15 protein-coding genes, 1 tRNA gene and 1 other RNA gene are annotated in these 13,767 nt (G+C 63.5%); 12 read left to right on the top strand and 5 right to left on the bottom strand.

The window, feature by feature from the left end; translation table 11 throughout:
• Positions 1 to 188 precede the first annotated feature (188 nt).
• Both AC0GUR_RS05150 and tssE read left to right on the top strand, forming a co-directional pair.
• Positions 189 to 743: an AAA family ATPase gene (locus tag AC0GUR_RS05150; RefSeq protein ID WP_472876401.1), complete on the top strand. Its 555-nt coding sequence runs from the start codon at positions 189 to 191 to the stop codon at positions 741 to 743.
• Complete coding sequence (gene tssE, locus AC0GUR_RS05145; RefSeq protein ID WP_472876400.1) at positions 740 to 1,183, top strand: type VI secretion system baseplate subunit TssE; 444 nt, start codon at positions 740 to 742, stop codon at positions 1,181 to 1,183. Before AC0GUR_RS05150 ends, tssE begins: the two co-directional genes overlap by 4 nt.
• A 249-nt stretch (positions 1,184 to 1,432) precedes the next feature.
• Here the strand turns inward: tssE and AC0GUR_RS05140 are convergent, their stop codons facing one another.
• Positions 1,433 to 2,476, bottom strand: a complete 1,044-nt coding sequence (locus AC0GUR_RS05140) for a glycosyltransferase family 9 protein (protein WP_472876399.1) — start codon at positions 2,474 to 2,476, stop codon at positions 1,433 to 1,435.
• Between the two features lie 323 nt (positions 2,477 to 2,799).
• Here AC0GUR_RS05140 and AC0GUR_RS05135 point away from each other — a divergent pair, with 323 nt between their 5' ends.
• The 10 genes from AC0GUR_RS05135 (at position 2,800) to AC0GUR_RS05090 (ending at position 9,033) form a co-directional block, all read left to right on the top strand.
• A complete protein-coding gene (locus AC0GUR_RS05135; protein WP_472876398.1) occupies positions 2,800 to 3,531 on the top strand; it encodes a 3-deoxy-D-manno-octulosonic acid kinase in 732 nt (243 codons plus the stop codon).
• On the top strand, positions 3,528 to 4,286 hold the full coding sequence (locus AC0GUR_RS05130) for an MBL fold metallo-hydrolase (RefSeq protein ID WP_472876397.1): 759 nt from the start codon (positions 3,528 to 3,530) through the stop codon (positions 4,284 to 4,286). The genes AC0GUR_RS05135 and AC0GUR_RS05130 overlap by 4 nt, the downstream gene beginning before the upstream one ends.
• Positions 4,287 to 4,318: 32 nt before the next feature.
• Positions 4,319 to 4,828, top strand: a complete 510-nt coding sequence (locus AC0GUR_RS05125; protein WP_472876396.1) for a DinB family protein — start codon at positions 4,319 to 4,321, stop codon at positions 4,826 to 4,828.
• A gap of 294 nt (positions 4,829 to 5,122) precedes the next feature.
• Positions 5,123 to 5,215, top strand: a tRNA-Ser gene (locus tag AC0GUR_RS05120).
• 81 nt (positions 5,216 to 5,296) lie between these two features.
• Positions 5,297 to 5,393, top strand: an RNA gene (gene ffs / locus AC0GUR_RS05115) — signal recognition particle sRNA small type.
• Between the two features lie 100 nt (positions 5,394 to 5,493).
• Complete coding sequence (gene dnaX, locus AC0GUR_RS05110) at positions 5,494 to 7,176, top strand: DNA polymerase III subunit gamma/tau (RefSeq protein WP_472876395.1); 1,683 nt, start codon at positions 5,494 to 5,496, stop codon at positions 7,174 to 7,176.
• 22 nt (positions 7,177 to 7,198) lie between these two features.
• On the top strand, positions 7,199 to 7,522 hold the full coding sequence (locus AC0GUR_RS05105) for a YbaB/EbfC family nucleoid-associated protein (protein WP_472876394.1): 324 nt from the start codon (positions 7,199 to 7,201) through the stop codon (positions 7,520 to 7,522).
• Positions 7,523 to 7,667: 145 nt separating this feature from the next.
• On the top strand, positions 7,668 to 8,261 hold the full coding sequence (recR, locus tag AC0GUR_RS05100) for a recombination mediator RecR (RefSeq protein WP_472876393.1): 594 nt from the start codon (positions 7,668 to 7,670) through the stop codon (positions 8,259 to 8,261).
• Positions 8,262 to 8,266: 5 nt separating this feature from the next.
• Complete coding sequence (locus tag AC0GUR_RS05095; RefSeq protein ID WP_472876392.1) at positions 8,267 to 8,671, top strand: GNAT family N-acetyltransferase; 405 nt, start codon at positions 8,267 to 8,269, stop codon at positions 8,669 to 8,671.
• Between the two features lie 17 nt (positions 8,672 to 8,688).
• The gene (locus AC0GUR_RS05090; protein WP_472876391.1) at positions 8,689 to 9,033 is read left to right on the top strand and encodes a histidine triad nucleotide-binding protein; all 345 of its coding nucleotides are present in this window, start codon (positions 8,689 to 8,691) and stop codon (positions 9,031 to 9,033) included.
• 68 nt (positions 9,034 to 9,101) lie between these two features.
• On the opposite strand, the gene AC0GUR_RS05085 is transcribed toward AC0GUR_RS05090, so the two are convergent.
• Genes AC0GUR_RS05085 through AC0GUR_RS05070 form a run of 4 tightly spaced genes read right to left on the bottom strand, consistent with a single transcriptional unit; the run spans position 9,102 to position 13,603 of the window.
• Complete coding sequence (locus AC0GUR_RS05085) at positions 9,102 to 9,692, bottom strand: Slp family lipoprotein (protein ID WP_472876390.1); 591 nt, start codon at positions 9,690 to 9,692, stop codon at positions 9,102 to 9,104.
• A gap of 49 nt (positions 9,693 to 9,741) precedes the next feature.
• Positions 9,742 to 11,709 carry a transglutaminase TgpA family protein gene (locus AC0GUR_RS05080; protein WP_472876389.1) on the bottom strand — a complete coding sequence of 656 codons (1,968 nt, stop codon included), beginning with the start codon at positions 11,707 to 11,709 and terminating at the stop codon, positions 9,742 to 9,744.
• Positions 11,706 to 12,662, bottom strand: a complete 957-nt coding sequence (locus tag AC0GUR_RS05075; protein WP_472876388.1) for a DUF58 domain-containing protein — start codon at positions 12,660 to 12,662, stop codon at positions 11,706 to 11,708. Before AC0GUR_RS05075 ends, AC0GUR_RS05080 begins: the two co-directional genes overlap by 4 nt.
• The gene (locus AC0GUR_RS05070) at positions 12,662 to 13,603 is read right to left on the bottom strand and encodes an AAA family ATPase (protein WP_472876387.1); all 942 of its coding nucleotides are present in this window, start codon (positions 13,601 to 13,603) and stop codon (positions 12,662 to 12,664) included. The genes AC0GUR_RS05075 and AC0GUR_RS05070 overlap by 1 nt, the downstream gene beginning before the upstream one ends.
• Positions 13,604 to 13,767 lie beyond the last annotated feature (164 nt).

Below are 13,767 nucleotides of genomic sequence, written 5' to 3'. Positions count from 1 at the left end.
GGCATTACTGGCGGGTTGGGAGATTCCATGAACCCAACTGCACCCGGATCGGGATATCGCGCGACGTTGTGTCGCGCCTGGCGAGCATCGTGGTGTAGCCCAGGCTCACCGCGTTCGCTTCAAGCACGGGCGAGGGCATCAAGTCCGGGCGAACGTGCATCTCAAGAGCCGCCTGCGCGCTGTATCAGGTGTTCGATCGCGGCTTCATGCGGGATGGGGAAGGGCGAGTGATCGACTTCCGCAATACGGTGATCCTGATGACGTCGAATCTGGGCAGCGAAGCCATCTTCGCGACCACCGATGCGATCCGGGATGCCGGCGCTGAGGCGACGAACAGCATGCTGATGGAGGCGATTCGCCCCATGCTGGTGGAGCACTTCCAACCGGCCTTGCTCGCACGCTTCCAAACCATCGTCTATCGCCCTCTATCCGCCGATGCGTTGGCCACCATCGTGCGGATGAAGCTGGCCATGGTGGGCAAGCGCATCACGCAGCGCTTTGGCGTCCTGATGACCTGTGACGACGCCTTGGTGGCCGAGCTGGTCCGCGCCTGTCAGCTGCCCGACTCAGGTGCGCGCAACATCGATAGCCTGCTCGATCAGCAGATCCTGCCGGTGTTGTCACGCGAGTTGCTTGTACGCAGCGTCCAGCATCAGTTGCCGCGTGGCATTCGGTTGAGCTACGCCGATGACGAGGGCGTCACGGTCGATTTTGGTGAGATGGCCATGGTGTCGGCGACGTGAGTCGCGGTGGGCCGGGCTTGTTCGAGAAGATCACTGGCCACTTTGCCAATGGCGTGGCGGTCGACGACGTCGATCCGGCGACACAAACCTTTCTGTCGGTGCAGGACAACATCCAGCGCATCCTCAATAGCCGTCGTCACGGGTTGCTGCACTTGCCGGATTACGGGCTCGATGATTTGACTGAGGTGTACCGGGATCTGCCGGCCTCCACACTGCGCCTCAAGCGGGTGATGGAGCACACGCTGTTGCTGTACGAGCCGCGACTGAAGGCGGTGGATATCGAGATCGACGAGGCGGAGCCAGGCATATTGCTGAGTTTCATGATGACCTGCCACTTGCATCAGGCCGGACTTGTGCGATATGGGACGCAATTTTTCCCGGATGGCAAGACACGGCTGAACTTGCTTAAGAGCGAACTGGAGCGCCATGGATACCCATGATGCACCGATCATTCGTAGTGCTAAGGCAACCCGAGTGATCTGCCTGATGGCGAGTGAGGTCACTCATGTAGCGTTCGACACCGGCCCTGCAGCACTCATGCGTATAAGGGGCTATATCGTAGCGCCGGAACTACCGCGCAAGATAATCGCGGTATAACGCCTTGTAGGAGCGCACTTGTGCGCGACCGCCTTTCGACCATGTTGGTGCGATGCAGTCGCGCACAAGTGCGCTCCTACAGTTTTTTTGGTTTAGGCAAGGCCGAGGTGTTGCGCGCACGCCTCGAATCGTTCGATCACGTCGTCCACTCCGATCAGATCCATGACGCCTGGCTTTTCGATCTTGCTGCCCCAGGGGATCTCGCTGGCGGGTTTGCCGAAGTATTTGCGCGAGGCTTCGTCGTACTTGTCCACGCACCAGCGGCGATCGGAGTAGGGGCCGGAGCGGTTTGGATTGCTGGCGGCATGCAAGCCCAGCACTTTGCAGCCGACCGTATTGCCCATGTGCATCGGGCCCGAATCCGGGGTGAGCAGCATCGGCGCGCGTACCAGCATGGCCATCATCTGCTTGAGCGTGTCCTTGCCGGTCAGGTCGAGCGGCGTGTGACGGCAATGGCGCAGTATGGCGTCGGCCATGCCGCGTTCCAATGCGGAAGGACCACCCACCAACACGATGCGCCAGCCGCGCGTACTGGCGTGGTCCATCACGGCGGCATAGCGTTCGGGCTGCCAGTTGCGCAGCGTGTGGCTGGAGGTGGGGCTGACCAGCAAGGTCGGTGTGTCGCCAGGCAGTTGTTCGGCCGCCCAGGCGTGAGCTTCTTCGGGGATGGGGATATCCCAGCGCACTTGTGTCTGCTTGAGCCCCAGCGGCTCGCAGAAGCTGCCCATGGCATCGAGTACGTGCTCGCCAGTGCGGGCAGGGATGCGTTGATTGATCACCAGGCCATGACCATCCTTGGCACGTGCACGGTCGTAGCCGACGCGCTGGCGTGCCTTGATGAACAGGCTGAGCAGATTGGAACGCAGCGCCACCTGCATCTGTAGCAACGCGTCAAAGCGATGGCCTTGCAGCGCTTCGCCCACGGCGCGTATGCCAGCAAAGCCAGCCCCTTTGTCGAACGTCACGAAGTTCACCCCGGGAAGGTCGCCCACCAGCTTTCGCTCCAGCTTGCCGACAATCCAGGTCAGCTCCGTCTGCGGCCAGGCCGCTTGCAGCGTGTGCACCAACGGCACGACATGAGTGACGTCGCCAATGGCGGAGGTGCGCAGCAGGCAGATCGAGGTGGGCGTAGGCATGGGGATGTTCTGATCTATTCAACTTAGGTGTCACCGGCTTTGTCTGCCTGCCAGTGCGTGTTGTGCTGTCGAAGGTAGGCTGGCTGCCTGTCGAGACGGTACGGCGCGTACTGGCAGGCAGACAAAGCCGGCCCTTCGGGTGATGCCAAGAAGGCTGGCAGAGTGTGGCGCAAGGCTTGCCCAGGCAGCCAGCCTGCGCGGCGCCTCGCGCCACACTCTGCGAGCCTTCGGGGCATCATGCCACCCACGTTGAATAGATCAGAGCATCCCTGGGCTAGAATCAACCGACTTAGGGCTTGGGGCGGGCTTGGACAGCACAGGATATGGCGATGCAGGAACGAATCCTCGAAAACGCCAACGGTGCGATTCTGTTCGACGCCGCGGTGTCGTCACAAGTCGAGGATGACTGGTTCGAGCCTGAGACATGGCGTCTGCTCGGGGCCCTGCGGCAGCAAACCGGGGGGCGCGGCGGTGTTTCCATCATCGAAACGCCCGCCGGTGAATGCGTGCTGCGCCATTATCGGCGTGGCGGCATGGTGGCCAGGCTGATGGGGGATCATTACCTCTGGAAAGGGGCGGACCGGACGCGTTGCTTTGGTGAGTTTCGCCTGCTCGGTGCCATTGCTTCCCTGGGCCTCCCTGGACCTCAAGGGGTGGCTTGCCGCTATCGCCGGCATGGCTTGTTCTATACCGCAGACCTGATCACTCGCCGCATTGCGCATGCGCAGACGCTGGCCGAGCTTCTGGTTGCAGGGCAGTTGGACAGTGAGATGGCTGAACTGGTGGGAGCACTGGTGGCCCGTTTTCATCGCGCCGGCATATGGCACGCCGACCTCAACGCCCACAACGTGCTGGTGACGACGGAACAGCTCTATCTGATCGACTTTGATCGCGGCCAGCGGCGTTCACCGGCCGAAAGCTGGCAGCAGGCGAATCTGCAGCGGTTGCGTCGTTCGCTGGTGAAGCTCGGGGCGTCAGCCCAGGGTGAGGCGGCGTTCGAAGAGCAGCTTTGGAAGCCCCTCCTATACCGCTACGAGCGTACGCTTCGCGCATGAACTGGAATCTGCATTTTCTAGGGGTCGGTGCGGCGCACGCCGTTGAACTGGGCTCGTCCGCTGTCGTGCTGGAGCGCGACGGCAAGCCGGTGCTACTGATCGATTGCGGCCCCGATACGCTTGACCGCTACGTGGCGGCCTACGGTGAGCCGCCACGCGCGCTCTTCATCACGCACACCCATATGGATCACGTGGGCGGTATGGAGCGCTTGTTCTTCCGCCTGTGGTTCGATGAACAGTGGCGTGGCCGCACCAAGGTATTCCTGCATGCAGGGTTGATGACCTGGCTGCAGGGCCGTGTAGCGGATTACCCGAATGCGCTGGCCGAAGGTGGCGTGAATTTCTGGGAGGCTTTCCACCTGGTGCCGTGTACGCGTGGATTCTGGCTGGACGGCCAATGGTTCGACGTATTTGGCACACGCCACCACATGGCTGGCACCTCGTACGGCGTCGCGCTGGCGGGATGCTTTGCGTATACCGGTGATACGCGACCGATTCCCGAGGTGCTTGAGCGTGTGGCGGGCGGTAGGGAACTTGTCGCCCACGACTGTGGCCTGGTGGGTAATCCTTCCCACACGGGTATCGACGACATCGAACGCGAATATCCAGCGTCAATGCGACAGCGGCTGCGGCTCTATCACTACGGTAGCGAGGCGGATGGTGCTGCGCTGGCGGCGCGTGGCTACGCGATCGCGCGGCCAGGTGAGCGAGTGGCGCTGCCGATGCCTGCACCGACACGGCCAGAGGCCGGATAGTTTTTCATCCCTATTGAGACGCCGCTGACGCCATGTCTTCCAGCTATCTGCGCAAATTGCTCCACTACCGCACCTGGGCGGATAGCCTGATCTACGAGGCGGTGGCCGCTCTGCCCGAAGGTGCAGCCAGTGCGCCGCGCGCCACCATTTTCGGCAACATGCTGCGCACGCTGAGCCACACGTGGGTTGTCGACGACATCTTCAAGGCCCATCTGCAGGGGCGTGCTCACGGTTACACCAGTCGCAACACGCCCGAGCCGCTGACGTTTGATGAGTTGTGGCGGCGGCAGCAGGCCATGAATGCGTGGTACCGCGACTACGCGGCCGTGCTTTCGGTGGAACAGGCGGCCGAGGTGGTCTCGTTCCAGTTCATCGGGGGCGGGGAAGGGCGCATGGCGCGGGAGGACATGATCCTGCACGTGGTCAATCACGCCACCTACCATCGCGGTTTTGTGGCCGATATGTTCTATCAAGTGCCCGCCAAGCCGCCGGCTACCGACCTGCCGGTCTTTCTGCGCGATGTGCCGCAGGACGAGGTTTGAGCCCAGGCCTATCTTGTGTGAATGGCCCTGTGCCGTTATCCTTTCGCCTCTTTGCCGGGGCTTGATGGCCCGGTGAGCGGTTTCACCATTGCGGAGAGGTGTCCGAGTGGTTGAAGCAGCACGCTTGGAAAGTGCGTATACGGCTTATCCCCGTATCGCATTGGGTTCGACAAAATCGTCTGGAACGAATTTGGACAACCGGAGGTTGGCCCCGAACGTAAGTGAGGGGTGAGGCCCAGGAGGGGCCGAACCATCCCGCCCGGCGTGGATGGTTGCAGTTGAGGTTTTGCGTGCGGAGAGATGTCCGAGTGGTTGAAGGAGCACGCCTGGAAAGTGTGTATACGGCTTATCCCCGTATCGAGGGTTCGAATCCCTCTCTCTCCGCCAGTTTCAAAAACGCGACGATCTGATTCGGCGCGAAAATCGGGACGAAGGGTGTTTTGGCCCCGTCCACGTCTATGGTGGCCCTGTCGGTCCCCCCGCGACGATAGTTCGTAAACTCCGCCAGGCCCGGAAGGGAGCAACGGTAGCGAATGATTCGGGTGCCGGGGTGTGGCTGGCAGGGCCGCCGCCTTTTCAGGAGTCGGAATCCACGGCTGTCGCGGCCTTACTGACTTGCTACGGTCGACTTGGCACAATCGGCATTCGCCCCAAGGTATACCGGAATGTCCTACCAGGTACTCGCGCGCAAATGGCGCCCTCGCAAGTTCGCTGAACTCGTTGGGCAGGAGCACGTCGTACGCGCGCTCACCAATGCGCTCGACACGGGGCGCATGCATCACGCCTACCTGTTCACCGGCACCCGCGGTGTGGGCAAGACCACCATCGCGCGCATCTTCGCCAAGTCGCTGAACTGTGAGCGCGGCGAATCGGCCGATCCCTGTGGCGAGTGTGCCGTCTGCACCGCAGTTGATGCGGGCCGTTTCGTGGATCTGCTGGAGATCGACGCGGCCAGCAACACTGGCGTGGACGATGTGCGCGAAGTGATTGAGAACGCCCAGTACGCTCCGGCGCGCGGTCGTTTCAAGGTGTACCTGGTCGACGAGGTGCACATGCTTTCCAAGCCGGCCTTCAATGCGTTGCTCAAGACGCTGGAAGAGCCGCCGCCGCACGTGAAATTCCTGCTGGCGACGACCGACCCGCAAAAGCTGCCGGTGACGGTGCTGTCGCGCTGCCTCAAGTTCAATCTGAAGCGGCTGCTGCCGGAGCAGATTTCCGGCCAGATGCGCCACATACTGGGCGCCGAAAACATTCCCTACGAGGATGCGGCCATCGCCGAGCTGGCGCGTGGCGCGGATGGTTCGTTGCGTGACGGCCTGTCGCTTCTGGATCAGGCGATTGCCTACGGTGGTGGCTCGCTGCGGGTGGATGACGTGCGCGCCATGCTGGGCAGCGTGGCTCGCGGCCAGGTGCTTGGCTTGTTGCAGGCGTTGGCCGAAGGCAGCGGCGAAGCGCTGATGGCCGAATGCGCGCGCATCGCGTCGTTCTCGCCGGATTTCGGCGGCGTGCTGGACGACCTTGCCAGCGTGCTTCACCGCCTTCAGTTGATCCAGCTGGTGCCGGGTTACCGCCCGGACCAGGACAGCAGCGACGATGCCGCCCTGGTGACGTTGGCGCAGCAACTGGCGCCCGAGGACGTGCAGCTCTATTACCAGATCGCCACCACGGGGCGTCGCGACCTTGCCATCGCGCCAGATGCGCGTACTGGCTTCGAAATGGCGATGCTTCGCATGCTGGCGTTCCGCCCGGCGGATGGCGGCGGTTCGTCCACCGAGCGCGCCGTGCCGGGTGCCACATCGCGCGCGCCAACGGTGCCGACTCGGGCGGCTGCGCCGGTGGCGAATGAGCGCATGCACGTGGCCAGCGTGGCTGAGCGCTCCGCGCCATACGCCGCACCAGCGCCATCGCAGGCACCCGCCGCCGCCGCGCCACCTCGCGCGCCGGTGGCCACGGATGCCCGCGGCCTGCCGCATTGGGACAGCCTGATTGAACAAGCCAACCTGCGCGGTCCGTTGGGTCAGCTGGCGCAGAACGCTGCTTTGCGTGATCGCGAGGGTCAGACCCTGGTGCTGGCCTTGCAGCCGGCGCACATGCATCTGGCGGTCGAGCCGATGACGAGCCAGATGGAAGAGCGCATCAGCCAGGTCATGGGTGAGCGTGTACGTCTGCGTTTCGTCGAAGAACGCGGCGCCGTCGCAGAAACCCCGGCCGCGCGCGCTGCCAACGCTCGCGAGGCGGCGCAGTCGGCTGCTGAGCAGGCCATTGAAGAAGACCCCCTGGTGCAGTCACTCAAGCGCGAATTCGGCGCGCGTGTGGTGCCCCAGTCGATCAAGCCATTTGAGAATTGAAACGAGATAGCGGAGTGACGCCATGAGAGGACAGATCGGTCAGCTGATGCAGCAGGCCCAGCGCATGCAGGAAGACATGAAGCGTGCGCAGGAAGAGATTGCCAAACTTGAAGTGACGGGCAGCGCCGGTGGTGGGCTCGTCACCGTGCTGATGACCGGTGCGCACGAGGTACGTCGCGTGCAGATCGATCGCAAACTGTTCGCCGATGACCCGGAAATGGCTGAGGATCTGGTGGCCGCCGCCGTCAATGATGCGGTAAACAAGGTGGCGGACGTCAGCAAGAACAAGCTTGGTGGCGTGACCTCAGGGCTGAATCTGCCGCCTGGCTTCAAGATGCCGTTCTGATGTCGACCTGTGGGAGCGCACCCTGTGCGCGACAGCCTACGGAGCGAAGATGCTGGTGTGGCCATGCGGCGAAAGCCGGTGACAGAGGTAACGACACATCTTCGCGGTCGCGCACAAGGTGCGCTCCTACAGTGATATTCGATCCATGAGCAAGTTACTCACCGACCTCATCGAAGCGCTGCGTTGCCTGCCAGGTGTTGGCGGCAAGAGCGCCCAGCGGATGGCCTTCCATCTGTTGGAGCGCGATCGCGAACGAGGCTTGCGGCTGGCCCAGGCTCTCGATCAGGCCATGCGCCAGATCGGCAACTGTTCGCGCTGCCGCAATTTCAGCGAGACGCCGGTGTGCATGCTGTGCGCCAGCAGCAGCCGGGATCGTCAGGTGCTCTGCATCGTGGAGTCGCCCATGGAACTAGCCGCCATCGAGCAGGCGACGGGTTATCGCGGGCAATACTTCGTGTTGCTGGGACGGCTGTCTCCGCTGGATGGCCTCGGCCCGGAAGAGCTGGGGCTGGATTTGCTGGCCGAGCGGCTGGGCGAAGGCGAGATCGAGGAAATGATCATCGCCACCAACCCCACCGTCGAAGGCGAAGCGACTGCCCACTACCTGGCGCAATTGGCGCGTGCAGCGAACGTCAGGCCAACCCGTCTCGCGCACGGTGTGCCATTGGGCGGTGAACTCGAATACGTCGATCGCGGCACGCTCGCGCATGCATTCGGCAGCAGGCAGTCGGCCGAATGAGCGCCATGACACCGACACTTTCGCTCGAAATTCCAGCGAACGAGGAATACCGCACGTTGCGGACTGCCGCCGGCCTGAGCGTGATGTCGGCCGAGGGAGCAGCCATCGGGCTGCCCGCCAGCTGGTGTGCGGTCTGCGTGCGTCACGGTGACGAATTGATCGGCATGGGGCGCGTCGTGGGCGATGGCGGCCTGTTTTTGTTCATTGTGGATATTGCGGTGGCGCCGGCCTGGCAGGGGCAAGGCTGGGGACAGCGCATCATGCAGGCGCTGATGGATGAGGTGCGTACGCGTGTACCCGCTGGCGCCATGGTTAGCCTGGTCGCCAATGGCACGGCGCATCGCCTCTACGAGCAGTTCGGTTTCAAACTGGTGGCGCCGGCTGCGCACGGTATGCTGCTGCGTCTTTGAATCAACGGAGTTTCATCATGGGCGATACCATTTTCGGCAAGATCATCCGTCGCGAAATTCCGGCCGACATCGTTTATGAAGATGACGACGTGCTGGCGTTTCGCGACCTCAATCCGCAGGCGCCGGTGCACGTGCTGTTCGTGCCGAAGAGGCCGATTGCCACGCTCGATGGTGCGACGGCCAGTGATGCCGAATTGCTTGGCAAGCTGCTGCTGGCAGCAGCCGCCTATGCGCGTCACGAAGGATTGGCCGACGAGGGCTACCGCACCGTTATCAACTGCAACGAGCATGGTGGGCAGACGGTGTTCCATCTGCATGTGCATTTGCTGGGTGGCCGCCAGATGCATTGGCCGCCGGGTTGATCCGGTCCGGCCAACCACTGACGGACAAAAAAACGCCGGCTTGAAGCCGGCGTTTTCTTTGAGAGCGATCACCCGCGCCGCGGCGGCGGTACTGCTCGAGGTACGACGATGACGCGAGAGGGGTAATAACCCCACGGTCCCCAGTAGGGACCCCAATAAGGACCCCAGCCCGGCCCCCAGAACGGGTCGTAATAGCCCGGTGGGTAATTGACGATCACGCGTTCGGGCCAGAGGTAGACCACATTGGCTTCGATGCGGGGGTAGGCATAGCTGTATTCGCCCACCTTCTCCGGCATGGAACCCTGCATCACGCCGGTGACGGTAATGTCGCGACCCTTGGTAAACACCTCTGGATCGTAGAAGCCTGCACGGCACGCCACGAAGCGACCCTGGGTTTCGCTGTTGTTGCTCGATGCTGTCGGGCGCGCCTGGCTGTCGAGAGGACGCTGAAGGATGTAGAAACAGGTTTCCTGCGGCCCCGGTTCGGTCTTGATGATCTGGCCGCCCCAGCGCACCTGCACGGCACCGCCGGTACCACCCTGCTGGGCGGTGACCGAAGTGATATCGGTGTACGTGCCTTGCAGCGGTTGCGGCACCGTTGCGCAGGCGGCCAGTGTTGCCACGGCGGTCGCGAGAATCAACGGCTTGTACATGGACATGACGCTTTTCTCCATCGTGTGGTGGATGGGGTGCATCCACGGTTCCATATCATTTGACCACGCGACGCGGCCGAAAGTCCCGCGCAGCCTGACGAAAGTTCTTCAGCAGGTCGGCCGGTGGCGTTTCATGCGCATAGCGCAGTTCCAGATATGTCCTCATCAACTGCTCCAATGCGGCGCGCTCGCGGGGGAGGGCGCGCACTGCCCGGTTGAAGTAATGCTGTGGTCCTTCACTGTGGCGACGGGCTACGCCCACCGCTGCCAGCCTTCGTTCGAGCAATTGCATCGCTGCGCGTGCCTGATCGGTCGATGGGCGTTTCCAAAGGGCCCATGACAATCCCAGTGCGGCTAGCAACGAGCCGCCCAAGACCAACAGCAATCCCAACGTGCCCGCGTTGGTGTCATTCATGCCGAAGGGCGTCAGCAGTCCGCGCTGTTGAAGCTGGCTGAACCCGATAACGCCTTGGTTCCACCAGCGGTTGACGATATCCCAATGATTGCGCGCGCCCAGCCACCAGCTATTGGGTGACCACTCGGACGTCGCATTGGCCGCCGCCGCACCCAGACTGACACGCTCGGGTCGCACGGCGGCAGTGGGGTCGACGCGCACCCAGCCGCGTCCGGGCAACCATACTTCGCTCCAGGCGTGGGCATCCGCCTGGCGCACTAGCAGGTAATGGCCGACAGCACTCCAGTAACCGCCCTGGTAGCCGGTCACCACGCGCGCGGGAATGCCCGCTGCACGCATCAGCACGGTGAAGGCGGACGAGTAGTGCTCGCAAAAGCCCTCATGGGTGGCGAACAGAAAGTCGTCGACGGCATCGCGGCCGAGTGGGGCAGGTGCAAGCGTGTAGTTGAAACCTCCATTGTGAAACAGCGTTAGTGCCGCTTCGACGATGGCCGCATCGTTGTCGCCGTAAGTCGCCCGCCAGCGCTCGGCCAGAGCGCGACTACGCGGGTTGAACCCCGCTGGCAGCTCAAGGCCTAGGCGTCGGTTGCGTGCATCGAGCTGCGCCTGCAGGTGGTAGCCCGGCGCGGAGCGCATGGCATAGACATAGGGGTCGTTGACGGGGCGCTCAGCAAGCACCTGACCGTCTACGGTCAACTGGGCCTGCCTGGGAATGCTCACTGGCACGTCGAGCGCTGGCAGCACGCGCTGCCCGTTGGCTTCAAGGCTGACGGTGTAGTCGATGGTCGCGCCGTGTTCGGTGCTGACGGTGGCCACGCCGGTATCGTGCGTGCTCCAGCGCCGCCCGTCATAGCCCCACATGACGTAGGCACGAAAGTAGCGCTGCTCGTTCGGCGGTGGCGTCCCTTCAAAGCTGACACGCATGGCGGGCCGGTCATCGGTGAGCAGTTCGGTCATGTCGCCCGGCGACATGTCGGGACTAAGCCCAGTGCGTGCTTGCGATGCGTTGGGCGCGCCCCATAGGGGAGAGCTCAGCCGCGGTACCAACACGAACGCCAGCAGGGCGAGCGGAAGTGAAGCGCCAAGCAGTCCCAGTGCGGGCAACAGCTCGCGCGGCAAGGTGGTGGCGGGGCGTTCAGGTTCCAGTGCGCGCAAAGTCGCCATGGCGGGCAACAAACCCAATGCCACCAGTGCGGTGGCCACCATGCCCTGGTCGAACAGCAGCGCGGCCATCAAGGCAAAGCAGGCGAAGGCGGCGCCGACGCGCGCATCGCGGGACGTTTCTGTTTCCAGCAGTTTCAGGATCAGCAGGCCAACGGCGAGCGCCGCTCCCGGCGCACGCCCAAACAAAGTGCCGTAGTGAAAGATCACTGCGGCCGACAGCAACGCCACCAGCGGCACCTTCAGATACAGCGGTGCGCGACCACTGCGCGTTCGGCGCTGCCACCAGCGCAAGGCGAGCGTGGCGGCAAGCGCGGCCGTGAGCCATATCGGGAGGTGCGGTGCATGGACACCCAGCACGACGGCCACGGTGAGGCAAAGCAGGTCAAACGGACGGGTGCCGATCGTTGCCCGTGGCTTGCGTCGAAAGAACGAGAGTCGGATCACGGCAGGCTGGCCAGCGCATCCATGCAGCGCGTGTAGTGGCTGCGACCATGGCCCAGGCCGATCTCATCGTTTGGCAGCCACAGGCTGGTGGGACGCCCCACGGCCTCGGCTTCGCCCAGCCAGCGCGCCAGTCGTGCGATGCGCGCTTCGGTAGGCAACGTCGTCAGCTGCCGCCAGTCCAGACGCCACTCCTCTTGCGATTCCGGCTCCTCGAAATCCTTGACCAGCAAGTTGGGATGGCGGGCGCTCTGCTTCCACGCGATGTGCCGTTGCGGATCGCCGATGCGGTAATCGCGCAAAGCGGCGATGTCCTCACCCTGGTGCAGGCGTTGGCGCTGCCCGGACTCGCCAGCATGAAACGGCGACGGCCCGCTGGTTTCCGGGTGCGGCCACACCAGCACGGCCTGACCCGGATGGATCCAGCTCCACGCATGGAACAAACCTAGCGGCCAATGGCTCCACAGCTTGATGCGAGGCAGAGGTTGCCAGCCTCGCGTCGAGGTGGGCAGGTTCATGCTGGCCATCACTTCGCCGCGTGCGGGAACGGCAATCGCGTCGACCTGATCATGCATAGTGATACGTACGGAGGTATGCGGGTGATCGCTGCCGGCAAAGACCAGTTGCAGTACCAGTGGTTCGCCCGCCATCGCATGGCCTTGTCGCACCGCCGTGAGGCGCAAGCCATTGAGGCTGCGGAAGGCTGACAACATGCTCGCCACACTGGCCGAACCCACCAGGCAGGTAAGCAGCAAGGCGGCGTTGTTGTTGTAGTTGAGCGAGCCGACCAGCATCACTAACAGCAACACCGTAAACGCCGCACCAAAACCGGTGGGCACGATATAGACGCGGCGACGGTGCAGAACGATGGGCAGCGGTTCTGGGCGCTTGTAGCGCGTCAGTGCGGGCAGGCGTCGCTCGGCCCAGGCCTGCCAGCGGCGAAGGACCGCCGCCATTAGTCCACCGCGACGTCAGCGAGCAAGCTGCGGGCGAGGCTGTCGCCGCTGGCGCCGCGTGTCGTGACGAGGCGGTGAGCGGCGAGAGGTACAAAGAGCGCCTGGATGTCTTCCGGTAGCACGTGTTGTCGTCCACTCAGCAATGCCCATGCGCGTGCCGCGCTCAGCAAGGCCAGGCCTGCACGGGGTGAGAGGCCGACGCGCACATCCGCATGGCGGCGGCTGGCGGCGAGCAGTGCCTGCAGGTAATCCAGCAACGCGCCGCTTGCAGTGACGGTTTGCGCCTGACGCGAGAGTGCGGACAGGCTGGCCACGTCGAGCTGCGGTGTCAGTTGCGCCAGCAGGCCTCGGCGGTCGCTGCCGGTCAGCAGGGCGCGTTCGGCTGCGGCGTCCGGGTAGTCCAGCGACACGCGCAGCATGAAGCGATCCAACTGCGAATCAGGTAGCGGGAAGGTGCCTGCCAGGTCGAGTGGATTCTGCGTAGCAACCACAAAGAACGGCTGCGGCAGCACATGGGTCTTGCCGTCGACCGTGACCTGCCCCTCGGCCATGGATTCCAGCAGCGCGCTCTGGGTTTTGGGCGTCGCGCGATTGATCTCGTCGGCCAGCAGCAGGCCGGTGAAGATCGGGCCGGGATGAAAGCGGAACTGGCTGGTTTCGCGCTCGTACACGCTGACCCCGATGATGTCGGAAGGCAGCAGGTCGCTGGTGAACTGCACGCGCTGGAAATCGAGCGCAAAGCTCGCAGCCAGTGCATGCGCCAGCGTGGTCTTGCCGACGCCGGGTACGTCTTCCAGCAGCAGATGACCGCCGGCGATCAGGCAGGTAAAGGCGAGTTTGACCTGGCGGGGCTTGCCCAGCAGTACGCGATTGACTTGAGCCATGGCGGCTTCCAGTCGCGTGCGCAACGATTCATCGTGCAGCGGAGTAATGACGGACATGGCTTTCCGGCAGCGGGGAAGGGGAAACAGCGCTCGCGGGTGACGCCGGCAGTGTAGCTTTGGCTCTCGCGCACTGGCGAGCCATCTTCTGGATGGCTATGGCAAGGTTGTGACGTGTCAGGCGGATGCTTGCCGACAGGCCGTCATGGTCGGGTGACGGGATG

The organism is Dyella sp. PARNA 12/25 (assembly GCF_055702865.1).
Note: the sequence above shows the minus strand (reverse complement) of the source record. Positions and strands in the feature narration are given on the sequence as shown.